General features: G+C 71.1%; 21 protein-coding genes. 8 read left to right on the forward strand and 13 right to left on the reverse strand.

From position 1 onward, the window contains the following. Positions 1–17: 17 nt before the first annotated feature. Together BT341_RS42080 and BT341_RS42085 are read left to right on the forward strand one after the other, a co-directional pair. Positions 18–2,516, forward strand: a complete 2,499-nt coding sequence (locus tag BT341_RS42080; protein WP_072481510.1) for a glycoside hydrolase family 2 — start codon at positions 18–20, stop codon at positions 2,514–2,516. Positions 2,517–2,603: 87 nt separating this feature from the next. Next, complete coding sequence (locus tag BT341_RS42085; protein ID WP_072481511.1) at positions 2,604–3,002, forward strand: carboxymuconolactone decarboxylase family protein; 399 nt, start codon at positions 2,604–2,606, stop codon at positions 3,000–3,002. A 6-nt stretch (positions 3,003–3,008) separates the two neighbouring features. On the opposite strand, the gene BT341_RS42090 is transcribed toward BT341_RS42085, so the two are convergent. From BT341_RS42090 to BT341_RS42115, 5 genes are all read right to left on the reverse strand, one after another. After that, positions 3,009–3,671: a TetR/AcrR family transcriptional regulator gene (locus BT341_RS42090; RefSeq protein WP_072481512.1), complete on the reverse strand. Its 663-nt coding sequence runs from the start codon at positions 3,669–3,671 to the stop codon at positions 3,009–3,011. Positions 3,672–3,689: 18 nt separating this feature from the next. Beyond that, the gene (locus BT341_RS42095) at positions 3,690–4,106 is read right to left on the reverse strand and encodes a PGPGW domain-containing protein (RefSeq protein WP_072481513.1); all 417 of its coding nucleotides are present in this window, start codon (positions 4,104–4,106) and stop codon (positions 3,690–3,692) included. Further along, on the reverse strand, positions 4,085–5,068 hold the full coding sequence (locus BT341_RS42100; protein ID WP_084743160.1) for a serine hydrolase: 984 nt from the start codon (positions 5,066–5,068) through the stop codon (positions 4,085–4,087). Before BT341_RS42100 ends, BT341_RS42095 begins: the two co-directional genes overlap by 22 nt. Before the next feature lie 520 nt (positions 5,069–5,588). Then, a complete protein-coding gene (locus BT341_RS42110; RefSeq protein WP_072481516.1) occupies positions 5,589–6,185 on the reverse strand; it encodes a CE1759 family FMN reductase in 597 nt (198 codons plus the stop codon). Next, positions 6,182–7,270 carry an LLM class flavin-dependent oxidoreductase gene (locus tag BT341_RS42115; RefSeq protein ID WP_072481517.1) on the reverse strand — a complete coding sequence of 363 codons (1,089 nt, stop codon included), beginning with the start codon at positions 7,268–7,270 and terminating at the stop codon, positions 6,182–6,184. Before BT341_RS42115 ends, BT341_RS42110 begins: the two co-directional genes overlap by 4 nt. A 107-nt stretch (positions 7,271–7,377) precedes the next feature. Between BT341_RS42115 and BT341_RS42120 the strand changes: the two genes are divergently transcribed. The 3 genes from BT341_RS42120 to BT341_RS48070 all read left to right on the forward strand — a co-directional run bounded on the left by BT341_RS42120 (position 7,378) and on the right by BT341_RS48070 (position 14,728). After that, positions 7,378–8,739 (forward strand): hypothetical protein, encoded by a 1,362-nt coding sequence (locus tag BT341_RS42120; RefSeq protein ID WP_072481518.1) that lies wholly within the window; start codon positions 7,378–7,380, stop codon positions 8,737–8,739. A 134-nt stretch (positions 8,740–8,873) separates the two neighbouring features. Continuing rightward, entirely contained in the window at positions 8,874–10,925 is a 2,052-nt protein-coding gene (locus BT341_RS42125) for a DNA gyrase/topoisomerase IV subunit B (protein ID WP_072481519.1), read from the forward strand. 29 nt (positions 10,926–10,954) lie between these two features. Continuing rightward, positions 10,955–14,728, forward strand: a complete 3,774-nt coding sequence (locus BT341_RS48070) for a DNA gyrase subunit A (RefSeq protein ID WP_084743161.1) — start codon at positions 10,955–10,957, stop codon at positions 14,726–14,728. Positions 14,729–14,788: 60 nt separating this feature from the next. Here BT341_RS48070 and BT341_RS42135 read toward each other — a convergent pair whose 3' ends face one another. Further along, entirely contained in the window at positions 14,789–16,099 is a 1,311-nt protein-coding gene (locus BT341_RS42135; RefSeq protein WP_342750259.1) for a family 1 glycosylhydrolase, read from the reverse strand. 66 nt (positions 16,100–16,165) lie between these two features. Beyond that, positions 16,166–17,434 (reverse strand): RICIN domain-containing protein, encoded by a 1,269-nt coding sequence (locus BT341_RS42140; protein WP_072481520.1) that lies wholly within the window; start codon positions 17,432–17,434, stop codon positions 16,166–16,168. A 283-nt stretch (positions 17,435–17,717) separates the two neighbouring features. Between BT341_RS42140 and BT341_RS42145 the strand changes: the two genes are divergently transcribed. Further along, positions 17,718–18,209: a DinB family protein gene (locus tag BT341_RS42145; RefSeq protein WP_072481521.1), complete on the forward strand. Its 492-nt coding sequence runs from the start codon at positions 17,718–17,720 to the stop codon at positions 18,207–18,209. On the opposite strand, the gene BT341_RS42150 is transcribed toward BT341_RS42145, so the two are convergent. The 6 genes from BT341_RS42150 to BT341_RS42175 all read right to left on the reverse strand — a co-directional run bounded on the left by BT341_RS42150 (position 18,206) and on the right by BT341_RS42175 (position 21,969). Then, positions 18,206–18,703: a YbaB/EbfC family nucleoid-associated protein gene (locus tag BT341_RS42150; protein WP_072482480.1), complete on the reverse strand. Its 498-nt coding sequence runs from the start codon at positions 18,701–18,703 to the stop codon at positions 18,206–18,208. The two genes, BT341_RS42145 and BT341_RS42150, sit on opposite strands and share 4 nt — an antisense overlap. Positions 18,704–18,708: 5 nt before the next feature. Then, entirely contained in the window at positions 18,709–19,089 is a 381-nt protein-coding gene (locus BT341_RS42155; RefSeq protein ID WP_084743162.1) for a YbaB/EbfC family nucleoid-associated protein, read from the reverse strand. 4 nt (positions 19,090–19,093) lie between these two features. Then, positions 19,094–20,203 (reverse strand): C40 family peptidase, encoded by a 1,110-nt coding sequence (locus BT341_RS42160; RefSeq protein ID WP_072481523.1) that lies wholly within the window; start codon positions 20,201–20,203, stop codon positions 19,094–19,096. Continuing rightward, a complete protein-coding gene (locus tag BT341_RS42165; RefSeq protein ID WP_072481524.1) occupies positions 20,200–20,538 on the reverse strand; it encodes a hypothetical protein in 339 nt (112 codons plus the stop codon). The genes BT341_RS42160 and BT341_RS42165 overlap by 4 nt, the downstream gene beginning before the upstream one ends. A gap of 108 nt (positions 20,539–20,646) precedes the next feature. Next, a complete protein-coding gene (locus tag BT341_RS42170; protein WP_072481525.1) occupies positions 20,647–21,390 on the reverse strand; it encodes a DsbA family protein in 744 nt (247 codons plus the stop codon). Between the two features lie 72 nt (positions 21,391–21,462). Further along, complete coding sequence (locus BT341_RS42175; RefSeq protein ID WP_072481526.1) at positions 21,463–21,969, reverse strand: MauE/DoxX family redox-associated membrane protein; 507 nt, start codon at positions 21,967–21,969, stop codon at positions 21,463–21,465. An 88-nt stretch (positions 21,970–22,057) separates the two neighbouring features. On the opposite strand from BT341_RS42175, the gene BT341_RS42180 reads away from it, so the two are divergent. Together BT341_RS42180 and BT341_RS42185 are read left to right on the forward strand one after the other, a co-directional pair. Continuing rightward, positions 22,058–22,888 (forward strand): glutamate ABC transporter substrate-binding protein, encoded by an 831-nt coding sequence (locus BT341_RS42180; protein WP_072481527.1) that lies wholly within the window; start codon positions 22,058–22,060, stop codon positions 22,886–22,888. Then, entirely contained in the window at positions 22,885–25,452 is a 2,568-nt protein-coding gene (locus BT341_RS42185) for an ATP-dependent RNA helicase (RefSeq protein WP_072481528.1), read from the forward strand. The genes BT341_RS42180 and BT341_RS42185 overlap by 4 nt, the downstream gene beginning before the upstream one ends. Positions 25,453–25,520 lie beyond the last annotated feature (68 nt).

Here is a 25,520-nt window from a genome sequence, read left to right on the forward strand (position 1 = left end):
ACCAGGAGGTCTCAACGATGTTCCACCCTGCCCGAAAAACCCGGAGATGGCTGACCGCGGCCGCGGCGTTCGCGGTCGCGGTGGCCGGCCTCGGCACCGCACCCGCCGCGAGTGCCGCCGACGCGCCACAGTGGCAACGGCTGACGCCACCGCTGTCGACGCCCTGGACGAAGGACGTCTCGCCGTCCAACGCCCTTCCCGACTACCCCCGTCCCCAGCTGACCCGCGACAAGTGGCAGAACCTCAACGGCGTCTGGGAGTTCGCCAAGGCGAACCCCGGTGAGGCCGCCCCCGTCGGCAAGACGCTCGGCGAGCGGATCCTCGTGCCGTACCCGGTCGAGTCCGCGCTGTCCGGGATCATGCGCCACGAGACGAACATGTGGTACCGCCGCACGTTCGAGGTCCCGAAGACCTGGCAGGTCGGCCGCGGGCAGCGCCTGCTGCTGCACTTCCAGGCGGTCGACTACGACGCCACGATCATCGTCAACGGCCGGACCGTCGGCCGCCACACCGGCGGCTACGACGCGTTCTCCGTCGACGTCACCGACGCGCTGACCACGGCGAAGAGCCAGGAGCTCGTCGTCGGCGTCGCCGACCCGAACGACCAGGGCGGGCAGCCGATCGGCAAGCAGCGCCAGCCCGGTGACGGCATCTTCTACACGCCGACGTCCGGCATCTGGCAGACCGTGTGGATGGAACCGGTGGCGCCGGCCCACATCGACCGGCTCGACGTCACCCCGGACGTGGCGAGCGGCTCGGTCACGGTCAACGCCGTGGTCGGCGGGCCGGTGCGCCAGCGCGTCGAGGCCACGGCCTACGACCACGGCCGCCCGGTCGGGCGCGTGAGCGGCGAAGCGAACAGGCCGTTGACGCTCAAGGTCGACCGGCCGCACCTGTGGTCGCCGGACGACCCGTTCCTCTACGACCTGCGCGTGCGGCTCGTGCCTTCGGGCGACGAGGTGGGCTCGTACTTCGGCATCCGGTCGATCAGCGTCGGCAAGACCGCCGACGGCAAGGAGCGGATGCTGCTCAACGGCAAGTTCGTCATGCAGGTCGGCCCGCTCGACCAGGGTTTCTGGCCGGACGGCATCTACACCGCGCCGACCGACGCGGCCCTGAAGTTCGACCTGGAGCAGGAGAAGGCGCTCGGCTTCAACATGGTGCGCAAGCACATCAAGGTGGAGCCCGACCGCTGGTACTACTACGCCGACAAGCTGGGCCTGATGGTCTGGCAGGACATGCCGGCGATGAAGGACGACATCGAGCCGTCGCCGGCGTCGCGGGCGAACTACGAGTCCGAGATGCGGCGGATGATCGACCAGCACCGCAGCTTCCCGTCGATCGTCACGTGGGTGCCGTTCAACGAGGGCTGGGGCGACTACGAGGTCGGCCGGATCGCCGACGAGGTGAAGTCGTGGGATCCGACGCGGCTGGTCAACGCCGAGTCCGGGGTCAACTGCTGCCGCTCCGAACCGGATAGCGGCAAGGGTGACATCTACGACGACCACACCTACACCGGGCCGGGCACGCCGATGCAGACCGGCACGCGCGCGGCGGTCGACGGCGAGTACGGCGGCCTCGGCCTGAAGGTCGACGGGCACCAGTTCGACCCGGCGGGCAGCTTCGCCTACGAGATGGAGCCTGACAGCGCGACGCTGACCCGGCGCTACGGCGAGCTGCAGCAGCGCCTGCTGCTGGTCGCCCAGCAGTGCGGGGTCTCGGCCGGCGTCTACACGCAGACCACCGACGTCGAGAAGGAGGTCAACGGCTTCTTCACCTACGACCGGCAGGTGAAGAAGATGGACTTCGCGGCGGTGCGCGCGGCGAACCTGGCGGTGATCAAGGGCGCCACCGGCGCTCCGGTCTCCGGGCCTTCGGTGCCGGCGGGCACGCCGGGGATCGACGGCATCGCGGCCTACCCGTTCGACGAGAACGCGGGCACGGTGGCGAAGGACATCGTGGGCGGCCACGACGCCACGCTCGTCGGCGGCGCGTCCTGGACCGCGGGCAAGAGCGGTTCGGCACTGGCGGTCAACGGGTCGGGCCAGTACGCCGACACGGGTGCGGCCCTGCTCAACACCGAAGGCAGCTACAGCGCGGCGGCGTGGGTCAAGTTCAACGCCGTGGGTGACGGCTTCCAGACCGTGGTGAGCCAGGACGGCGGCGACCACAGCGCGTTCTTCCTGCAGTACTCGGGCGCGGACCACCGGCTGGCGTTCAGCTTCGTGGGCACGCGGGCCCTGGCGCCGACGGCGCCGGAGCCGAACCGCTGGTACCACGTCGTCGGCGTCCGCGACGCGGCTTCGGGCACGCTGAAGCTGTACGTGGACGGCCAGCTGGCGGCCACGAAGAGCGTCTGCCTCGGCGAGGCGTCGACGGGCCACACGGTGATCGGCCGCGGCAAGTACGGCGGCGGCCCGGTCGACTTCCTCAACGGCGCGGTCGACCAGGTCCACGTCTACGACCGGGCACTGTCCGACGCGGACGTGAGCGCGTTGTACAGCAGCGGCAAGTAACGGACCGTCCGGAAGGGCCGCACCGGGGTTCCCGGTGCGGCCCTTTTCCTTGCCCTGGAGCCCGCTCCAGCCGCTACCGTCGCGGTCATGACCGAAGATCGCTTCGAACGCGGCAAGCAGGCCCTGATCGACCTCAACGGCGAAGAGACCGCCCAGCGCGTGCTCGACAGCCTGGCCGACGTCTCCCCCAAGCTCGCCGACAGTCTCGTGTCGTGGGGCTTCGGCGAGATCTACACGCGGCCGCAGCTGGTGCCGCGGGACCGGCAGCTGGTCACGCTCGGCATGCTCACCGCGCTCGGCGGGTGCGAGCCGCAGCTGGAGGTGCACGTCAACGCGTCGCTCAACGCCGGGCTCACCGCCGCGGAAATCGTCGAAGCCCTGCTGCAGTCGGCGGCCTACTGCGGGTTCCCGAAGGCTCTCAACGCGACCGCCGTGGCGAAGAAGGTCTTCGCCGAGCGCGGCCTGCTCCCGGTGAGCGGGGACTGAGACCGCTCACCGCCGCCGGGCGACGAGACCGGCCAGCAGGTTCGTGAGGCCCTCGGCCAGCCCGGCCGCGAACCCCGGCGTCCCGCCGAGCTCGGCGGTGGCCGCCGCCACGGCGTCGGTCGGGTTGGCGTACGGCCAGGCCCCCGACACCACGATGACCACGCCTGAGGCGAACTGGCGGGCGCCGTCGGCCGACAGCTCCGGCACCCGCGCCCGGACCAGCGCCCCGAGCCGCTCGGTGTTGGCGGACGCGCGGACCTTGAAGCCGCGGGCGAACTCCGGCGAGATGTTGCGTTCCAGCACCGGCGCCATCGCGCTGATCAGCTCGCACAGCTGCCGCCGCTCGGCCAGCGTCGCGGCGATCGTCCCGGCGACCCGCTCTTCGCGCGCGAAGCCGGGATCAGCCGGTGCCGGGTCGCCGAGGACCCGGTCCAGCTCGGTGAGCCACGTCGTCCACGCCGTGTCGAGGACCTCGAGGAAGATCGCTTCGCGGCTGTCGAAGTAGCGCAGCACGTTGGACTTCGCGAGCCCGACCCGGCAGCTGAGCTCCCGCAGGCTGATGTCGGCGACCGGCCGCTCCGCCAGCAGCTCCCGCGCGGCGGCGAGGATCGCGGTGCGACGCGCCGCGATCTGCTCCGGCCGCCGGGCACGCTGGAATCCGGCGCTCATGGCGCCGACCCTAGCCGGTCAGCCGCGCTGGACGGCCGTCCGCCGCGTCCTGACCCGCCGGTAGCTCCAGCCGAGCAGCGCGAACAGGATGACCGACGACAGGATCAGGCTCGACCCGGTGCTCCAGCCGCTGAACGGCAGCGACTTCACCGTGCCCCAGACGATGCCCGCGGCCAGCAGGGCCAGCCCGGCCAGCACCGAGCCGGCGATCCGCAGCGGCGAGGACACGCTGTCCTCGGCCGCCTTCATCGCGCGGTCGCGCACCGGGTCGACGTACCGCTCGAGCGCCGGGAACTCCGAGGCGAGCAGCAGCAGCCCGGCGAGCACCAGCAGCAGCCCGGGGCCGGGCAGCACGAGCAGCAGCACCCCGACCACCAGCAGGACGGCGCCCGCCACGACGATGAGGACGCGCTTCACACGCTTTCCGACTCCCACGCGACCACTCCCGTCGTTTCGCCCGATTCTTCCCGTCCGGGCCGGTCCCTGCCACTCACGAGGGCCGATACCCGCGTCACGAGCACCACCAACGCGCCGAGCGTGCCGCATCCGAGCGTGCCGGCCAGCCCGGGCCAGACGTACAGCAGCTGCCCGAACGTGCCCTGCCGCCCGGCGAACACGACGCTCATCAGCTCGGGCAGGAACAGCAGGACCAGGCCGGGGACCAGGTACGGCAGCAGCCGCAGCCCGGCCCGCCACGGACTCGTCCGGCGCGCCGCCCACCGCCGCGCGCGGACGGCACCGAGCACGGCGAGCACCACCGAAAGGAGCAGCAGCGCGGCGAGCACCCGGTCCGCGACCACCCCGGCGGGCAGCGCGGGCTCGGGCGTTTCGCCGCCCACCAGCGTGGCGAGGCCCTGCGCCAGCGACTCGGCGTCGTTGTCGAGGGCCAGCCCGGTGGTGGCCAGCACCGCGATGCCGTAGCCGCCGGGCAGCAGGGATCTGCGCGGCGGTGTGGCTGAACCACTCGCCGTTGTGGGACAGCTGTCCCGGCCGCCAGGCCGCCCAGCCCAGCGCGTAGTCGCGGCCGGGTGCGGGGGTGTGCGCGAGCGCGACCGAGGCCGGGTGAGCACCCCGCCGCCGTCGCGCTGCGCGATCAGCCACCGCGCGAGGTCGCCGGCGGTGCTGAGGACGCCGTGGCTGCCGCCGGTGAACCAGACGGGCTCGGTCACCGGCACGTCGATCCCGAACGCCCGGACGTACCCCCGCGCGACGTCCGCGGGCGGCTCGTCCACGGTGGTGCTCGACGTCATCCCGAGCGGGGTGAACAGCCGCGTCCGCAGGTAGCCCGGAAACGGCTGCCCGGCGACGGCCTCGACGATCCGCGCCGCGACCTCGTAGTTCGGGTTGTGGTGGTGGAACTGCGTCCCGGGCTCGCTCGCCAGCCTCGCGTCCCGCAGCCGCGTGACGGCTTCGGCGAGGGTGTGCGTGCGGCTGCGCCGGCTTCAGGTCGGGAAACGCGGAATCGGCCATCCCGGACGTCTGGTCCAGCAGCATCCGGACGGTGATCCGGCAGGAGCACGGCGAGCACGAGGAAGAGCCCGGTCATGAGGCTCGACGTAGAAAGCGGGCGCCCGGTCGCACCGCTGCCGGACGACGGGGACGACCCCCTACTTCCGGCCTTCTTGACGAACGCGTCCGGCCGCGCCCCGGGCCTCGCGAGTCCTTGTTGCCGCCGAATGCTTCGCGGCTCGGCCGGACGACTCCGCCGCGCCAGTGGTTGGCTCCGCAGGCGAGGCCGAGATCCCGCGTGCACCCCGCCGCCGCGGACTACCCGCGGGCACGCCTCGACGCGGTCGGCCACCGGCGCGTCCGGGCCCGGCCGTGCCTGAACCAGCGCCTGCCGGACGCGTCCGGAATCGACCGCTGCCGGGTTCCCCGGCGCCGGGAAGGCGTGACCCACCTCCGGTACCGGGTGCGCTATCCGTCCTGAGTGGACACTTCCGCCAGCAGCCGGTCGAACGGGACGAAGTCCGGGCCGGCCGGTACGGCGGGCCGTCCCGCGGCCAGTGCGGCCAGCTCGGCGCCCGCCTTGTCGATCCGCCGCTGCAGCGCACCTTCTCCACTGCCCCAGTCCGACGAAGCCGCGTACACGCCCGTCGCGACCGGGTCCGCCTTGAGGTAGGCGAACAGCGGCCGGAGCTGGTAGTCGAGCACCAGCGAATGCCGCTCGGTACCGCCCGTCGCGCCCAGCAGCACCGGCTTGCCCACCAGCGAGTCCGCGTCGAGGACGTCGAAGAACGACTTGAACAGCCCGCTGTAGCCCGCCGTGAACACCGGCGTCACCGCGACTAGCGCGTCGGCGCCCGTGACCGTCTCGATCGCCGAGCGCAGCGCCGGGGCGGGGAACCCGGTCAAGAGGTTCTTCGTGACGTCCAGCGCGATGTCACGCAGCTCCACCACGGACACGTCGACCGGCTCGCCTGCCGCGGCGACCGTCGCCGCGGCCAGCCGGTCGGCCAGCAGCCGGGTCGAGGACGGGACCGAGAGTCCCGCCGTCACCACCGCGAGCTTCATGCCTGGCTCCCCACCAGAGCCGCGGCCTTCAGCGACTCGTGCGTCGGCGCGTCCGGCACGTTCGCCGGGCGCTTGGCGGCCAGTTCCTTGCGCAGCACCGGGACGACCTCTTCGCCCAGCAGGTCGAGCTGCTCCAGCACCGTCTTCAGCGGCAGGCCGGCGTGGTCCAGCAGGAACAGCTGGCGCTGGTAGTCGCCGAAGTGCTCGCGGAAGGTCAGCGTCTTGTCGATGACCTCCTGCGGGCTGCCGACGGTCAGCGGCGTCTGGTCGGTGAACTCCTCCAGCGACGGCCCGTGCCCGTACACCGGCGCGTTGTCGAAGTAGGGCCGGAACTCCTTCCACGCGTCCTGCGACTTCGGCCGGATGAACGCCTGCCCGCCGAGGCCGACGATCGCCTGGTCGGCGGTGCCGTGCCCGTAGTGCTCGAAGCGCTGGCGGTAGAAGCCGATCAGCTGCTGGAAGTGCTCCTTCGGCCAGAAGATGTGGTTGGCGAAGAAGCCGTCGCCGTAGTACGCGGCCTGTTCGGCGATCTCCGGGCTGCGGATCGAGCCGTGCCAGACGAACGGCGGGACGCCGTCCAGCGGCCGCGGGGTCGACGTGAAGCCCTGCAGCGGCGTGCGGAACTTGCCGGACCAGTCGACGACGTCCTCGCGCCACAGCTTGCGCAGCAGCGCGTAGTTCTCGATGGCCAGCGGGATGCCCTGGCGGATGTCCTGGCCGAACCACGGGTAGACCGGGCCGGTGTTGCCGCGGCCCATCATCAGGTCGACGCGGCCGTCGGCGAGGTGCTGCAGCATCGCGAAGTCCTCGGCGATCTTCACCGGGTCGTTCGTGGTGATCAGCGTGGTCGACGTGGAGAGGATGATCTTCGACGTCCGCGCCGCGATGTAGCCCAGCATCGTCGTCGGCGACGACGGCACGAAGGGCGGGTTGTGGTGCTCGCCGGTCGCGAAGACGTCGAGGCCGACCTCTTCGGCCTTGAGCGCGATGCGGACCATCGCCTTGATCCGCTCGTGTTCCGTCGGCGTGGTGCCGTTCGTGGGATCGGTCGTGACGTCGCCCACCGTGAAGATTCCGAACTGCATGACCTGCTCCCTTCGCGCCCCTCATCTTACATGCGCGTTCAACTACTTCCAAGCAAGAGATATTCCGGCCGTCCGGTCCCCGGGAGGCACCCAGTAAGGTCAAGGGCATGGACGCGGAGCTCGCTCGGCTGGGTCTGGCAGAACGTTCGGTACGACTCCTCACGGGCCGCGACATCTGGGCCTCGATCACTCCCCTGCTCGCACCGCGCCGGAACCTGGTGGCCGCCTTCGGCCACGTCGGCCCCGGCGCGGCCGCGCTGCTGCCCCTGGAACCGGGCGACACGCTGATCACGGACGCGAGCCTCGACCTGGTGCTGTCGGGCGCGACGAGCCCGCACGCCCTGCTGCACTGGGTGAAGGCGGGCGTGATCGTGCACTCGCTGCGCGGGCTCAACGCGAAGCTGGTGATCGCCGAAGACGAGCCGTCGTTCGTCGTCGCCGGCTCGGCCGACGTCACCGCCGCGGGCCCCCGCCAGCTGTTCGAAGCCGTGACGGTCACCACCGAGCGGGACACCGTCGAGGAGGCCCAGGAGGCCTGGCTCGAGTGGTGCGACCTGGCGGGCCCGGCCCTGACGGCGGGCGACCTGGAGCCACTGCTGGAGCAGTACGGCGCGGGCAAGCCGGTCACGTCCCGGCCGCCGACGGCGCGCCCCGCCGCGGCTCCGGCCCGCCCGGTGGTCACCAGCCGGCCGCCGGCACCGGTCCGCCCCGCGGCCGCGACACCGCCGCCGTCGCCGGTCCGCCCCGCCACGCCACCGGCGGCTCCTTCCCCGGCCCGTCCGGCGGCCACCTCGCCCGTTGCCCCGCCGCGGCCCGCCGGCGCCACGCCCGGCTCCTCCGACCGCCCGGATGCGCCGGAGCCCGCTCTCGCCGGGACGGACGGCCTGCAGCCCGCCGCTGCGGAGACAAGCTCTCCGGCCGAGGCCCCGGAACCGGTTGCGGACGCCGAGCCCGAAGCCGCCGACGTGCCCCGCCCGGCGTGGCCGCGCCCGGCGGAGCTGTACCTGGTCAGCCTCGTCGAAGGCGGCGAACCTTCGGCCGAAGCCGAGTACCGCCTCGAAGAGCTGGCGCGCGAGTACACCCACCCCGGCGAGAACGGCGAATCGCCGTTCCGCGTCGAGCTGTTCTGGGCCGACGACGGCCAGGGCCAGGACCCGCCGCGCACGCTCCGGCCGGGCGTGCACGTGATCCGCGTCTACAGCCAGAAACAGGGCCGCGCCCTGGTCGGGTCGCGGATCGAGGCCCCCGGTCTCGTGCTGCACGCCTACGCCGACGAGTACGCCTACCCGCGGCGCACGTACTGCTACCTCCTGACGCGGGAGACGACGTCGAAGCCGGTGTTCGGCGACCTCCGCAAGGGCCTCGCCGCGATCGGCGAGAAGCCGAACTTCCGCAACAGCTTCCAGGTGCCGCGGAAGATCGAAGCGCTGCTCGGGCTGTGGCCCGACCTGGGCTACGACCCCCGCTAGGGGCGGCGCGCGCCACTCCCGGGACGGCCGTCGCGCGAAAACTGTCGGGGTGGGCGGATATCCTGCACTACGGTGCCGGGGAGTCCGCACCACCACCTGCACTTTCGCGAGCCACGATCCGGGAGAACGACCCTGTGACTGCCGAGACCTTGTACGGGGCCGACGACCTGACGCATCTCGAGGGTCTCGAAGCCGTCCGCAAACGACCCGGGATGTACATCGGCTCCACCGACAGCCGGGGCATCAACCACCTCTTCTCCGAGATCGTGGACAACTCCACGGACGAGGGCGTGGCCGGGCACGCGACGAAGATCGTCGTCACCCTGCACGCCGACGGCAGCGTCCAGGTGGAAGACGACGGCCGCGGCATCCCCACCGGCACCCACGCCAAGTCCGGTTTGTCCGGCGTCGAGCTGGTGCTGACGCGGCTGCACGCCGGCGGCAAGTTCGGCGGCTCCGGCTACAAGACCTCCGGCGGCCTGCACGGCGTCGGCGCATCGGCGGTCAACGCGCTGTCGCACCGCTTCGACGTCACGGTGAAGCAGGACGGCAAGGTCCACCAGATGTCGTTCAAGCACGGCGTCCCGGGCACCTTCGACGGGCCCGGCCCGAAGGCGAAGTTCACCCGCCGCTCCGGGCTGAACCTCGTCGGCAAGATGAAGCGCGGCGAGCGCTCCGGCACGTCGATCCGCTACTGGTACGACTCGCGCTACTTCGAGTCGGGCGCGGCGCTGGACGTCGAAGGCGTCCGGGCCAAGCTGCGCAACACCGCGTTCCTCGTCCCGGGCGTCACGTACGTGCTGCGCACCGCGATCGAAGACACGATCAACGAGGAGACGTTCCACTTCCCGAACGGCCTCGTCGACATGGTCGACTTCCTGACGCCGTCGGGCGAAAAGCCGGTCTGCGGCACGCTGCTGATCACCGGTGAAGGCACGTACAAGGAGAACGCGGCCGACGCGGCGGGCGTCATGCAGTCCAATGTGGAGCGTCGCGCCGAGGTCGAGGTGGCGCTGCGCTGGGGCACCGGCTACGAGCGCACGATCGAGTGCTTCACCAACACGATCCGCAACGTCCACGGCGGCACGCACCGCCGCGGCTTCGACCGCGCGCTGACCAAGGCGCTGCAGGAGGCGATTTCCAAGACCCGCGGGCTGCTCAAGCCCAAGGAGGACATGCCGACGACCGAGGACGTCCTGGAGGGCATGACCGCGGTCGTGCACGTGCGGATCCCGGAGCCGCAGTTCACCTCGCAGACGAAGGACGAGCTGTCCACCGCCGGCATCACCCGGGTCATCCAGGGCATCGTCGACAAGCACGTGAAGGCCTGGACCGAGGACCGCAAGACGAAGTCCGAGGCCAAGGTCGTGCTGCAGAAGGTGGTCGACGCCGCCCGCGTCCGGCTCACGCAGAAGCAGCAGAAGGACGCGGCCCGGCGCAAGACGGCCCTCGAAGGCGCGGCGATGCCGCCGAAGCTGGTCGACTGCCGCACCACCGGCATCTCCCGCAGCGAGCTGTTCCTCGTCGAGGGCGACAGCGCGCTCGGGTCGGCCCGCATGGCGCGCGTCTCGGAGTACCAGGCGCTGCTGCCGCTGCGCGGCAAGATCCTGAACGTCCAGAAGGCGTCGCTCGGCGACACGTTGAAGAACGCCGAGATCGCGTCGATCGTGCAGGTGCTCGGCGCGGGCACCGGCCGCACGTTCGACCTGACGACCATGCGCTACGGCCGCGTGATCCTGATGGCCGACGCGGACGTCGACGGCTCGCACATCCGCACGCTGCTGATCACGTTGTTCGCCCGGTACATGCGCCCGGTGATCGAGGACGGCAGGCTGTACGCGGCGATGCCGCCGCTGCACAAGGTCGTCACGAAGGGCCGCAACCCGGAGACGCACTTCACCTTCACCCAGCGCGAGATGGAGCAGAAGGTCGCCGAGCTGGAGAAGGCGGGCAAGACGATCGTCAAGCCGGTGCCGCGGTTCAAGGGCCTCGGCGAGATGGACGCCGACGAGCTGTGGGAGACCACGATGAACCCGGCGACCCGCTCGGTCCGCCGCATCACCCTCGACGACGCCGAAGCCGCCGAGGCCGCACTGGAACTGCTGATGGGCGAGAAGGTCGAGCCCCGCCGCAACTGGCTGGTCGAATCGTCCGACCGCGTCGACCGCGAAGCCATCGACGCCTGAGTTTTCCGTAGCTACCAAGGAGTTTCGCCGTGGCACGCCGTAAGGCCCCCACCACCCGCGTCGACCCGAGCGCGTTCGACTCCGCCGGCGCGCAGGTCTTCGAGAACCCGCTGAAGACCGAGATCGAGGACTCCTACCTGGAGTACGCGTACTCGGTCATCCACTCGCGCGCCCTGCCGGACGCGCGGGACGGGCTGAAGCCGGTGCACCGCCGGATCCTGTACTCGATGAACGAGAACGGCTACCGCCCGACGCACGCGTACGTGAAGTCGTCCCGCGTGGTCGGTGACGTGATGGGCCGCTACCACCCGCACGGCGACGTGGCGATCTACGACGCGATGGTCCGCATGGCGCAGGACTTCTCGCTGAACGTCCCGCTGATCGACGGCCACGGCAACTTCGGTTCGCCCGACGACGGCCCGGCGGCCAGCCGCTACTGCCTGGTCGGCGACACCCGGATCCGCCTGGCAGACGGCTCGAGCCCACGCATTGCCGATGTCGTCAACCTGCCCGCCGATTCCGAGGCGGACGCCGACTTCGAGGTCCTCGACAAGGACGGCAAGGCCGTCCAGGTCGACAAGGTCTTCAACTCGGGCGTGCATCCGACCGTCCGGATCACCACCAAGTCCGGCTTCTCACTCCGGGGCAGCGAGAACCATCCTGTCTTGTGTCTCGAGGCGCCGATGGGCGTCCCGATGTTCCAGTGGAAGCAGCTGGACGAGATCAAGCCAGGCACGATCGTGTGTGTGGCTCGCAATGCGTGGAGCAACGTCGTACCGACCGCTCGCGAGTACATGCTGGGCGTGCTGGCCGGCGCCTGGGCGTCCGAAGGCTTCGCGAGCGAGAACCGCGCCGGATTCAACAACGCCGACAAGCACTTCTTCGCCGAAGTGCTGCATGCTTACGACCAGATCGTCGGCGGTAAGCGGTACGTCTCCGAACGGCAGACCCGCCGGGATCGCAAGCGGATCCAGGAGCTCGACGTTCAGGAGTACGCCGGCGGCATGGACGCCTTCCGGGCGAGCCCGCTCGGAGAGTTCATCGGGCACCAAGCGGTCGACAAGGTCGTCCCCGAGTTCGTCTGGCGCAGTGGCCCAGGAGTCAAGCGGACTTTCCTGATGGCAGCGTTCGAAGGTGACGGCGGCTGTCGGATCGCCAAGGACGGCTTCACGATCCAGTACACCAGCTACAGCGAGCAACTCGCGTCCGGGCTGCAAGAGCTGCTCGCCGAGTTCGGCGTCATCGCGGTACACCGGCGCTACACCCGCGCCGGCGGGTCGGTCGAGCACCGGCTCGTCGTGTCCGGCCTCCGCAACGTCCGTGCCTTCGCCGAGCGGGTCGGCTTCCTCAAGACCAAGCAGGCGAAGCTGCAGGAGCTCGTCCGGCGTTCGGTGCTCCGCCCGCATCGGCTGAGCTCGGACCACGTGCCGTTCGTCGCCGAGTACGTCCGCGGCGCGCTCGACTTCGATCGCCGGGGCAGCGGGCGCAAGTGGCTCACCCAGCACAACTTCGACCGGATGGAGCGCTGGGAGACCGAGCGGCTCCGGATCATCGACCGGATCAAGGACACCGAGGTTCTGGCGACGATCCTGCCCATCATGGACTCGGGTTACCGGTTCGAAGAGGTCACCGAGGCTGTCGCCGCGGCCCCGGCCGAGGTCTACTCCGTCCGCGTCACGACGGAAGACCATTCGTTCCTCGCCGGCGGGTTCGTGAACCACAACACCGAAGCGCGGATGTCGCCCGAGGCGATGCAGCTGGTGGGCGAGCTGGGCGAGGAGACCGTCGACTTCCGGCCGAACTACGACGGCTCACTGCAGGAGCCGACCGTGCTGCCCGCCGCGTTCCCGAACCTGCTGGTCAACGGCACGTCCGGGATCGCGGTCGGGATGGCGACCAACATGATCCCGCACAACCTCGGCGAGGTCATCGCGGCCGCGCGCTGGCTGATCACGCACCCCACCGCGACCCTCGACAAGCTGATGGAGTTCGTCCCGGGGCCGGACCTGCCGACCGGCGGCAGCCTGCTGGGCCTCGACGAGGTCCGCCGCGCGTACGAAACCGGCCGTGGCGTGGTCCGGATGCGCGCGAGCGTCGAAACCGGCCCGCTCGAAGGCAGCCGCGGGCGGCAGGCGATCACCGTCACCGAGCTGCCGTACGGCGTCGGGCCGGAGAAGGTGATCGAGAAGATCACCGACGAGGTCAACAAGTCGAAGCGGCTCACCGGCATCGCCGACGTCAAGGACCTCACCGACCGCGAGAACGGCACGCGGCTGGTGATCGAGTGCAAGGTCGGCGTCAACCCGCAGGCGCTGCTGGCCGACCTCTACCGGCTCACGCCGCTGGAGCAGTCGTTCGGCATCAACAACCTGGTGCTCGTCGACGGCCAGCCGCGCACGCTGGGGCTGAAAGAGCTGCTGGAGGTCTTCCTCCGGCACCGCTACGACGTCGTCACCCGGCGGACGCGCTACCGGCGGCGCAAGCGCGAAGAGCGGCTGCACCTGGTCGACGGCCTGCTGATCGCGCTGCTGAACATCGACAAGGTGATCCGGCTGATCCGCGAGAGCGAGAACGCCCAGGCCGCGAAGGACGGCCTGATGAAGCGGTTCAAGCTGTCGGAGATCCAGGCGACCTACATCCTCGACACGCCGCTGCGCCGGCTGACCAAGTACGACCGCCTCGAACTGGAGTCGGAGCAGGACCAGCTGCGCGAGGAGATCGCCGAGCTGACCACGATCCTCGAAGACGAGTCCGTGCTGAAAAAGCTCGTCTCGTCGGAGCTGGCGAAGATCGCGAAGGACTTCTCGACCGAGCGCCGCACTTCGCTGATCGACGGTGACCTGAAGGAGGTCCTGGCCGCGTCGAAGCCGTCGGGTCCGCTGGAGGTCGCGGACGACCCGTGCCAGGTGATCCTGTCGGCGACGGGCCTGGTCGCCCGCACGGCGGCCGAGTCCGAGGAGGCCACGGAAACCCGCCGGCGCAACGGCCGCGTGAAGCACGACGCGGTGGCGGCGGTGGTCCACACGACCGCGCGCGGCCAGGTGCTGCTGGTGACCAGCCGCGGCCGCGCGTTCAAGACGGACGTGCTGCCACTGCCGGTGCTGCCGGAGCAAGCGGGCACGGTCTCCCTGCGCGGCGGCATGGCGGCGAAGGAGCTGGTGCCGCTCGAAAAGGGCGAGACCGTCGTCGGCATCGCGCCGCTGGGCGAGCAGGCGGCGGGCTCCCCGGGCCTGGCGCTGGGCACGCGAGCGGGCGTGGTGAAGGTGTGCGCGCCGGAGTGGCCGGTCCGGTCGGACGAGTTCGAGGTGATCTCGCTGAAGGACGGCGACGAGGTGGTCGGCGCGACGTGGCTGACGGACGGCACGGAAACGCTGGCGTTCGTGTCGTCCGAGGCGTCGCTGCTGAAGTACGCGGCCTCGCTGGTCCGCCCGCAGGGCCTGAAGGGCGGCGGCATGGCGGGCATCAACCTGCCGTCCGGCGCGTCGGCGGTGTTCTTCGGCGCGATCCGCACGGACGACGACGAGCACGGTGAACCGCTGGTGATCACGTCGACCGGCCAGAGCGTGAAGGTGACACCGTTCAGCGAGTACCCGGCCAAGGGCCGCGCAACGGGCGGGGTACGGGCACAGCGGTTCCTGAAGGGCGAAACCGCGCTGCGGCTGGCCTGGATCGGCCCACGGCCGGCCGGAGCGGCAAGGAACGGCGACCCGGTGGAGCTTCCGGAGGTGGACTACCGCCGAGACGGCTCCGGCCACGCCCACCCAGGCCCGGACGTGGTGGGGCACCTCATCGAGCGCGACTGAGCTCGTGAGCGGGAAACAGGGTGCTAACCCTGTTTCCCGCTCACGACCGGCGTGCGGAGGTCAGCCCAGCGGGGCCAGCGGGCCCGGGTACCGGGCCGGGTTCAGGCAGCTGCTCAAACCATCCACCACCGAGCAGAACCCCGGCGGCCGCACCGGCGTGTACCCGTCCCCGACCCCGTGGTTCGCGATCAACGCGCGGTACGTCGCCACCGCGTCGGTCGGCCGCCGGGTCAGGGCCGGGTCCGTCAGGGCGTCCACTGTGTACAGTCCGAACCTCGGCTCGTAGCTGCCCCACTCGTAGTTGTCCGTGAGGCTCCAGTAGTTGTAGCCGATCACGTTCATGCCGTCGGCCTTCGCGCGCTGCACCCAATAGACGTGGTCGCGCAGGTGGTCGGAGCGCGTGTAGCCGTCCGGGCGCGCGTTGCCGTTGTCGGTCGGCATTCCGTTCTCCACCACGTACAGCGGCAGGCCCGGGAACTTCGTCGCGTAATAGCGCAACGCGTAGTAGATGCCGTCCGGCTGGGGTGTCACCTTCCAGAACTCGCCGTTGGCCGCGTGCGCCGCGCTCACGTTGTCCAGGCTCGCGCCGTAGTAGTAGTCGACGCCCGCGAAGTCGAGCTTGTCCTTCACGTGGTCCAGGAACGACGCGTCCAGCACGCCCTGCGCCACCGGGATGAACGCCGTGTTGCTGGAGACGAGCGCGCCCGGGTCCAGCGCGTGGATCATGTCGTACGCGGCGCGGTGCACCTGGACCAGGCGCGAGAGCATCCAGGGCGCCTTCCACGCGGCCAGCCCGCCGTTGCCGATCTCGTTCTGCAGGTAGACCGTCGGCTCGTTGATCGTGATCCACAGCGCGCCGAGGCCCTTGTAGCGCTCGACGACGCGACGGGCGTTGGCCAGCCAGGCGTCGCGTGTCCGGTCGCTGTCCCAGCCGCCCTGGTCGGCGACCCAGCCCGGGTAGACCCAGTGGTCGAGGGTGATCATCGGCCGCATGCCGGCGGCCACGACGTGCCGCACGACGTCGTCGTAGTACGCCAGCTCGGTTTCGTCCACCTGGCCGGGACGCGGCTCGATCCGCGCCCACTCGACGCTGAAGCGGAACACGTTCACGCCCAGCTGCTTCGCCCGGTCGATGTCCTCGGCGTAGTGGTGGCGGAAGTCGGCGGACTCGCGGTAGGAGTCCTTGATCGACGACGTCTTCGCCTGTTCGTAGCGGCGCCAGTTGCTGTCCGGTGCCGAGCCCTCCGACTGGTACCCCGACGTCGCGACACCCCAGAAGAACGTCGGCGCGGCGACTGCCGGCCCCACACCGGCGAGCATGCCCGCCAGGAGGGCCAGCACCACGAAGATCGCCCGGTTCCCGCGCACCACGGCACCCTCCTCAGCCAACGTGAAGGCAATTCATGTTAGCCGAGGAGGGGCTCGGACGCATCCCCGTCAGGCGACCTTGAACGACTGGGCGGCACCGCCGGTGCAGGTGGCCTGCACCAGCTGGACGCTGTCGGCGGTGGACGCACCCGGCACGGTCAGGCACTTGCCGCTGTGGCGGGCGACGAAGTGGTAGTACCCGCCGCCGTCCGACACCGGCTGCCATTGCTGGTTGCCCCCACCGCTGTACGACCAGAGCTGCAGCCCGGCGTTGTCCGCGGTGGAGACGCCGGTGACGTCGATGACTTCGCTGGCGTTGGTGCGGTTGTTGATCCGGTCGAAGCCGCCGCTGGTCGGCGCGAACTGGTACTGCTGCGCGGCGGTGCCGTTGCAGGTGTACTGCTGGATCACCGTGCCGTTGGTGCTGCCCGCGGCCCGCGCGTCGATGCACTTGCCGTTCGCCTTGTTCACCACGGCGTACCACGCGGCCGGGTCGATCGTGCCGGGATCGGGCGGCGTGGTGGAGCCGCCGCCAAGCCACTTCAGGCCGTCGAGCACGAGCCGGTTCTGGTCGGCGCTCTCGAACGTCGAAGACAGCGCGGTGTTCGTGTCGTAGTTCATCGCGTTGTGGCCGAAGTTGGCGTAGAGCATCTTGTAGTTCTTGTTCGTCCACACGATCGGGTAGTACCCGCTGTACCAGGTCTGGTTCGGGTCGGTGCCGATCGGGAACGTCGAGGCGTCCATCGATGCCAGGATCGTGATGTCCGGGTTCTGGCGCAGGTCGTTCTGCCACGCGTACCACTCGGACGTCGATGACCGGATCGTCGACGGCAGGTTCGCCGTCGCGGGATGCGTGCGGTTCTCGATCTTCAACGTCTCCGGGGTCGGACCCCAGGTGTTGGACGTGAACCGGCCGGTGCCGAGGAAGTCGTTGTGGAACCAGTCGGCGTACGACGGTGTCGAGCTGTCGTTGTAGGCCGTGACGTGGAAGCCGAAGAACGCGCCGCCGGCCTGCATGTACCGCTGGAAACCCTGGAACTGCGCCGGCGACTGCGGCTGGTCGTCGAGGAACAGGACGACCTGGTACTGGCTCGGCGTGATGGTCGTCAGCTGGTTCCAGTCGGTCGTCGCGGTGTAGGTGTAGCCGTTGGCGCTCGCCTGCTGCGGGAACCAGACGTTGGCTTCCTTCTCGAAGCTGATGTGCGCGGCGTCGTAGGTACCGCTGTAGAAGGCGAGCACCTTGAACGGCGTCGCGGCCTGGACCGCCGGGGCACCCAGGCTCAAGCCGAGGCAGGCGGCGAAGAACGCCAGGATTCTGAGCAGGGGACGGCGGGGCATGGCAGTTCCTTCCGGTGGGGGCCGATCACCAGTGGCACGGACAGCGGAGGCCGACGGGGAACAGCGCCGTCACCGGCAGCTGCCCGGTCGGGTCGTGGTCGCGCCGACGCCGAGCTCGCGTCCGAGGCGCATCCGGGTCCTCCTCGTCGAGACCGAAATTCACGCCTTGAATTAAGGCACAGCGTTGGCGATTTGGTCCAGACCTCTACGGAAACTCGGGTGCCACTGAACGGGACGCGCCTTCCGGTCAGAATCCGGCCTAATTGCGTTCTACGGTCGCACCATGACTCGCGAACACGAAGACCTCTTGAGCCTGCTGACCGAAGTCCGCTCCCGGCTGCTGATCACGGTCCGCGGCATTTCGGACGGGGAAGCGGCCAAGCGCACGACGGTCAGCGCACTGACCCTGGGCGGCCTGATCCGCCACCTGGCCACGGGAGAACGCCTGTGGCTGCAGATCCTGCGCACGGCCGACGGATCGCTACCGGAGGGGATGCTGGACACGGCGCAGTACACCATGAGCGAGACGTTGTCCCATTGGCTGTCGGCCTACGAAACGGCTGCGGCCGAGACCGACGCGTACGTGGCTTCGCTGCCTTCCCTGGACGTCGAGGTCCGGCTGCCGACGACACCGTGGTCACCGCCCGAGCCCCAGTTCTGGTCGGCGCGCCGGATCGTCCTGCACCTGATCCACGAGACGGCCCAGCACGCGGGCCACGCGGACATCATCCGGGAATCCCTCGACGGCGCGAACTCCACGGCTCAGCTGGCTTAGCGGTCCGAACGCAGCGAAGCCGGGTCGAAGGACTCCCAGTACGCGTCCTCGTCCTCGGCACTCGGAACGGCGGAGGCCGCTTCCGGCGCGGCGGCACCCAGCCGCTCGGCCCGCAGCCGCTGGAACTCCTCGACCGTCATGCCCGGGTCGTCGTCCTCGGCGCGGGCCGGGGCCGGCATGCCCGTCATGCGCTCGATCATCACCGTCATGTCCTCGCCCAGCAGCAACGCGACCTTGTTGTAGCCGTCCTGGGTCGCTTCGCGCATGGCCGCCTGGGCGATCTCCACGATCAGCGGGCCCAGGCGGTCGCCGAGGTTCACCGCCGACGGGGCCAGCCAGAGCCGCAGCAGCTTGCCGCGCGCGTCGACGGTCACCTCGACCTGGCCGTCGACGTCGTGGGCCGTGCCGGACGCCGTGGCCAGCAGCTCGTCCACCTTGGCCATCGCCTCTTCGCGGGCGCGGGCCTGGGCGATCAGCCGGCGGGTCGTGATCACCGCGGTCACCTTCCGTACGAGTAGGTCTCGGCGTCCGGGTCGTCGTCCGGGATCGGCTCGTACCCCAGCGTTTCCAGCTGTTCGCGGTCGACGACGGACGCCAGCGCGTGGTACATCCGGTCGCCCGCGCGCCGGGTCGCGCGCTGGGCCAGCTCCATGATCTGGTCGGCGAGCACCGCCGACCCGTGCCGCAGCGCCGACCGGTGGATGGTCACGCCGGTGAGCAACCCGCCGGGCGCCACCTGGACCTCGACGGCGCCGTCGCCCGAAGAAGCCTTGCCCACCACGGGGCCTGAGCGCGCGAGGCGGGCGGCCGCTGCCGAGCCGGCCCGGTCGGCCTGCTCGGCGACGCGTGCCGCCGCCAGCTCCATGTCGAATTCAGCCACGAAGTCACCCCGTCGGGCGGTAGAAGCCGATGAACTGCTGTCCCGCGTTCGTGGTGCGGATCTTGCTGATCTGCACCGGGTCGCCCGCCTCGATCATCTGCCCGTCGCCGATCACCATGGCCACGTGCCCCGACCACACGACGAGGTCGCCGGGCAGCAGCTGGTCGATCGAGGGCACCTCGGCCCCGACCGTCTGCTGCGCCGCCGTCCGCGGCAGCTGCAGGCCCGCGTCCTGGTAGGACGTCATGGTCAGGCCGCTGCAGTCGAGGCCGACGCCGCGCGCGGTGCCGCCCCAGACGTAGGGCACGCCGAGCTGCGAAAGCGCGGCCCGCACGGCCTTCGCCGCGGTCTCGTTCGGCGCCATGACCTGCTTGCCGCCGGGCAGGTTGATCGCGACACCGCTGCCGGGCTGCGGCGGGATCGCGACCGGCAGGCGCGGCTTGTGCACCGCACCGCCACCACCGCCGCCTCCCCCACCGCCGGAGTCGCCGCCGCCGGTGTAGCCGCTGTTGCTGTTGAACGACGAACCGACCTTCGTCGACGCCGAGGAAGCGGACGTCGCCTGCTCGCCGCCGCCCAGCCGGGTGCCGATGTCGGTGAGCTGGTTGATGGTCTGCTCACTGAAGGTCGCGGCCTGCCCGGTGAGCTGGCTGATCTTCGTCTGCAGCTTCATCAGGATGTCGCGCGACGCGGCGGCGCGGCTTTCCGGCGGCTGGATGGTCTTGACCGCTTCCAGTGCCTTCATCGACGCGGCGATCTCTTTGATGATCCGGTCGCGGACCTGGTCGTTCTTGATCTCGCCGACGTGCAGTGTCTCGGCCGCCTCGGCGACGGCCGATTCGATCTCGGCGCTTTCGTCGAGAAGGTCCTGGACCTCCTTCTCGAGGCTCTGCGACGTCGCGGTGGCGCGGTCGGTCGTCGCTCCGGAGCTGGCCGAGGTGAGGTTCACGCGCTGCGCGGAGGCGTGGTCGCGGGTGCGGCCGACCGACGTCTGCAGCGCGACGTGCGCGTCGCGCGCGCCGCTGATCGCGACGGGGTCGTGGCGCAGCTTCTGCGCGAACTGGTTGGTGGTGTCCAGGCCGTGCCGGACCAGCAGCTCGGCGTGTTCGGTCACGCGAGGTCCTGCCCGAGCCGCCGGACGACGTCGCCGTGCTCGGCCTCGACCGCCGCGTAGTTGCGGTCGGTCTGCCGGGCGGCGTCGCCGACCTGCCGCCAGCTGCCGCCGACGCGGTGCATCTTCTCCTGCAACGCGCGCATCCGGCCGCTGTAGGCGCCGGAGAAGCCGGATTCGCCGCCCATCTCCGAGAAGCCGTGGCCGCCGAGGGTCACGTGCGGGCCGACGTGCCGGTCGGCGGCACTTTTGACGTCTTCACCGAGCGGGTCGACTTCGCGCGCGTATCGCGCGTACGCGCCGTCATCGACGTGAAACCCCGAATGCGAACCGTCCACTGGCCCTCCCTGTCACCGGGGATGCGACGTGCGCGCGCCACCCCCGGTTCCCCTGTGCGGGATTCAGCCTAGACCACGATCCGTACCCCGGTGGGCGAATTGCCGGACTCAGCCGGTGATCTTCGTGAGCCAGCCGCGGTCCTGCCAGGACACGATCGCGCCGTTCGCGGTCACCGTCGGCGTGCCGAAGCCGCTCTGCCCGTTGCCGAAGTCCTGCGCCAGCTTCGGATCGTTCTCGATCTGCTGGAACGCGGCGTTCAGCTGCTGGTCGTACGTCCCGGCGTCGACCGTCCGGGCGAACGCCGGATCGGTGATGCCGACGTCCTGGCCGAGCTTGATCAGCTGCGCCTTGTCGTAGCCCCGCTTGCCCTCCTCGGGCTGGTTCGCGAACAGCGCGTCGTGGAACTGGAGGAACTTGCCGGCGTCGGCCGCGGCGAGCGCCGCGTTCGCCGAGTCGAGCGAGTAGCCGGGCGGGTCGGAGCGGTCGTTGAGCAGCGGCACCATGTGGTAGCGCACCTGCAGCTTGCCGTCGTTGATGGCCTGCTCGATCTGGCTCTTGTAGGTCTTCTCGAACTGGCCGCAGATCGGGCAGAGGAAGTCGGCGTAGACGTCGATCGAGGCCTTCGCGCCCGGCTTGCCGACGGTGACGACGACACCGTCACGCTTCTGCGTGACGTCCCCGGCCAGCGAGCTGGTGGTCCGGCCCGGGTCGATGATCTGGCCCTCGGTCTTGTTCCGGTCCGCGATCGTCCAGATCACGCCGCCGATCACGAGCGCGGCCACGACGACCACGGCGGCGATCCCGATGATCCACTTCCGCCGGTCGGACGACGCGCCCCTGGCCTGGGCCACCGCCCTCGCTCCCCCGGCCGGCGTGGCCTGACGACGCTTCCGAGCGGTCCGCTCAGCTCCACCCACTGTGTATCAGTTCCCTTCCGCGATACCCGAGTAGTCGTGCCCGGGCTCGGCAGAGTTCCCGCGACCCCGCGCGAGCCAGCCGTCGAGCGACAGCCACGTGCGCGGGCGCGCCAGCAGCCAGACCGCGAGCAGCGCGAACCCGGTGTCGCGGAGGATCTCCTGCGGGTACTCGGTCTGTCCCGCCGCCACCTGGCCGCCGCCGCCGAAGCACCCGCAGTCGATGCTCAGCCCGCGCGCCCACGACTGGGCGATCCCGGCGACGAGCAGCACGAGCAGCACCAGCGCGGCGCCGGCGGCCCAGCGGGTCGCCAGGCCGGCGAGCAGGAACAGCCCCAGCACGAGTTCGACGAGGGGCAACGCGATGGCCACCACGTTGGCGAGTGCGTCCGGCAGCACGTCGTAGGCCTTCACGGCGATCAGCGTCTGCCCGGGATCCGCCAGCTTCAGCGCACCGGAAACCAGCCAGACGGCCGCCAGCCCGAGCCGGGCGAGCGTGCCGACGGCGTCCAGCACGGGTTGGGACGGTCGCACCACGCGCTTAGGCTAACGGGAGGACCTGAGAACTTCGTGAGGGCAGGGCAGCGGCGGAGGGAGCGGCTGGATGCGGTGGCGCACGCTCCTCGGCTCGGCGTTGCTGCTGGTCACGGCGTCGGGGTGCGGTCCGAGCCACGTCTCGCCGACCGACTCGCTGGTGACCCGAGCCAGTGCCACGGATCACCTGACGATCGGCATCCGGTTCGACGCGCCGGGGCTGTCCGAGCACACCGTCGACGGCCGGTTCGTCGGGTTCGACGTCGACGTCGCGACTTTCGTCGCATCGGAGCTGGGCGTCGCCGCGAAGGACATCACCTGGCGCGAGACGACGTCGGCGACCCGCGAGACCGACCTCACTTCCGGCGCGGTCGACCTGGTCGTCGCGACCTATTCGATCACCGACAAGCGCAAGCAGGTCGTGTCGTTCGCCGGGCCGTACTTCACCACCGGGCAGGACCTGCTGGTGCGGCGCACGTCCCCGGACATCACCGGCCCCGAGGCGCTCAACGGGCGGCGGCTGTGCTCGGTCGCCGGGTCGACGCCCGCGCAGCAGGTGAAGGACAAGTTCGCCCAGGCCGTCCAGCTGGTCGAGTACCCGCGGTACCCGGACTGCGTGACCGCGCTGCTCGCCGGCCAGATCGACGCGGTGACGACCGACGGGGTGATCCTCGCCGGCTACGTGGCGCGCGACCCGGAGCTGCTGCAGGTCGTCGGGAAGCCGTTTTCGAAGGAGAATTACGGTGTGGGGCTGCGCAAAGGTGACACGCAGGGCGTGCACGCGGTCGACGACGCCATCCGCAAGATGATCTCCTCCGGGGAATGGCTGCGCTCGCTCAACGCGAACATCGGGCCGTCCGGATACCAGCTGCCGCCGCCGCCCGAGGTCACCGAGAAGTGAAGCTACCCGACCTGCCCGTCCGCGCTGTCTTGCCGGACGTCCTCACCGCGCTGGACACGCACGGCACCGCGGTGCTCGTCGCGCCGCCGGGGACCGGGAAGACGACGCTGGTTCCGCTCGCACTGGCTGATTCCGGCGGCCGGGTCGTCGTCGCCGAGCCCCGGCGGCTGGCAGCGCGGGCCGCGGCGGCGCGGATGGCCGCGTTGCTGGGTGAGCCGGTCGGCGAGACGGTCGGGTACGCCGTGCGCGGCGACCGGAAGGTGTCGGCGCGGACCCGGATCGAGGTCGTGACGTCCGGGCTGCTGGTGCGGCGCGTGCAGGGCGACCCCGAGCTGCCCGGGGTGTCGACCGTGCTGCTCGACGAGTGCCACGAGCGGCACCTGGACGCGGACCTGCTGCTGGCGCTGCTGCTGGACGTCCGGGCGGGGCTGCGCGAGGACCTCCGGCTGCTGGCGACGTCGGCGACGGTGGCCGCGGGCCGTCTTTCCACACTTCTGGGTGATGCTCCGGTGATCACGGCGACGGCGCCGAGCTATCCGGTGACGTTCTCGTACGTGCCGCCTGCGCGCGGCGAGCGGATCGAGGCGTGCGTGGCCAGGGCGGTGCGCACCGCCCTGGCGTCCGGGGAGGGCGACGTCCTGGCGTTCCTGCCGGGCGCGGGCGAGATCGCGCGGACGGCGAAGCTGCTGCCGTCGTCCGATGTGGACGTCCTGCCGCTGCACGGGCGGCTTTCGGCGGCGCACCAGGACGAGGCGCTGCGGCCGCGTGCGCGCCGGCGGGTCGTGCTGGCGACGGCGGTGGCGGAATCGAGCCTGACCGTCCCGGGCGTGCGGGCGGTGGTGGACTCCGGGCTGGCGCGCGTGCCGCGGGTCGACCACCGGCGCGGCCTGCCGGGCCTGGCGACGGTCCGTGTGTCGGCGGCGGTGGCGACGCAGCGGGCGGGCCGCGCGGGCCGCGAGGCGCCGGGCCGGGCGTACCGCTGCTGGGCGGAGAACGAGCAGGCGCTGCTCCCGGCGTACCCGGAGCCGGAGATCCGCACGGCCGAGCTGGCGCGGCTGGCGCTGGAACTGGCGTGCTGGTCGACCCCGGACGGCAGCGGGCTGGCGTGGTGGGACCCGCCGGGCGAGGGAGCGCTGGCGGCGGGCCGGGCACTGCTGGCGACACTGGGCGCAACGGATGCCGCGGGAACGGTGACGCCGCGCGGCCGGAAGATGGCGGAGCTGGGACTGCACCCGAGGCTGGCCCGGGCACTACTGGACGGCGCGGCGGAGGTGGGCGCGAGGAACGCGGCGGAGGTGGTGGCCCTGCTGGACGCGGGGGCAACGCTGACGGACGTGGAAGCCGAGCTGAGACGCCTCCGCACAGCGGCCGACGAGGGTTCGCGACGCTGGAAACGCGAGGCGCGGCGGCTGGAGGGCCTGGTGCCGGACCGCGAAAGCGACCGAGCGACGGAGAGCTGGGCGCCGGACCGCGGAACCTCCCGCCGGCTTGAAGGCTCCACGCCAGGCCGCGAGACCATCCGGCCGACGGAGCACGCGGCGCCGAGCCGCCGCGGCGGCGACCGGCCGCCCGCCGACCGCGCCGGCGCCGAACCCGGCCGTAGTGGGCGGACCGGCTCCGGAAAGCCGGATCCCGCGCTGGTCGTCGCCCTCGCGCATCCCGAGCGGCTTGCCCGGCGGCGGCCCGGGACCGCTGCCGTCTACCTCATGGCCGGCGGGACCGCCGCCGAACTCCCGCCCGGCAGTGGTCTCGACTCCGAATGGCTGGCCGTCGCCGAGGCCACGCGGGATCCCGGGCGCGTCCACGGCACCATCCGGCTCGCCGCGGCCGCCGACGAAGCACTCGCCCGCCGCGTCACTCCGGTGTCCGAAGTGGACGAAGTCACCTGGGACGGGGACGTTGTCGCCCGGCGCGTGCGGAAGCTCGGCGCCATCGTCCTGTCCGAGAAGCCCCTCCAGGACGCGGACGTCCGCGACGCCCTCGTCACCGGCCTGCGCGAGAACGGCCTCGGCCTCCTGAAGTGGTCCGCCGACGCCACCCGGCTCCGCGAACGGATGGCCTTCCTCCACCGCGTTCTCGGCGCGCCGTGGCCGGCCGTCGACGACGCCACCTTGCTGTCCGATGTGGACAGCTGGCTGGATCTGTCCCGCGCCCGGCGGAAAGCCGACCTCGGCACCATCGACGCCGGCGCCGCGCTGAAGGCCCTGCTCCCGTGGCCGGAAGCCGCGAAACTCGACGAACTGGCCCCGGACCGGCTCGAAGTCCCCTCCGGGTCGCACATCCGCGTCGACTACCGCGGCGACCAGCCCGTCCTCGCCGTCAAGCTGCAGGAAACCTTCGGCTGGACCGAAACGCCCAAGCTCGCCGGCGGGCGCGTCCCGGTCCTGCTGCACCTGCTCTCCCCCGCCGGCCGCCCGGCGGCGATCACCGCGGACCTCGCGGGCTTCTGGACCACCGGCTATCCGGCCGTGCGCGCGGACCTGCGCGGCCGCTACCCGAAGCACCCGTGGCCCGAGGACCCGGCCACCGCCGTCCCGACCCGGCACACCCGCCGCCGCGGCTGACCCCCGCCGAAAGTCGGGGGCGGGCCGCGACCGTCGTCCGATGCCCGCGCACCGCCGCGGACCGCAGA

The sequence above is a fragment of the Amycolatopsis australiensis genome (assembly GCF_900119165.1).
GTDB lineage: Bacteria > Actinomycetota > Actinomycetes > Mycobacteriales > Pseudonocardiaceae > Amycolatopsis > Amycolatopsis australiensis.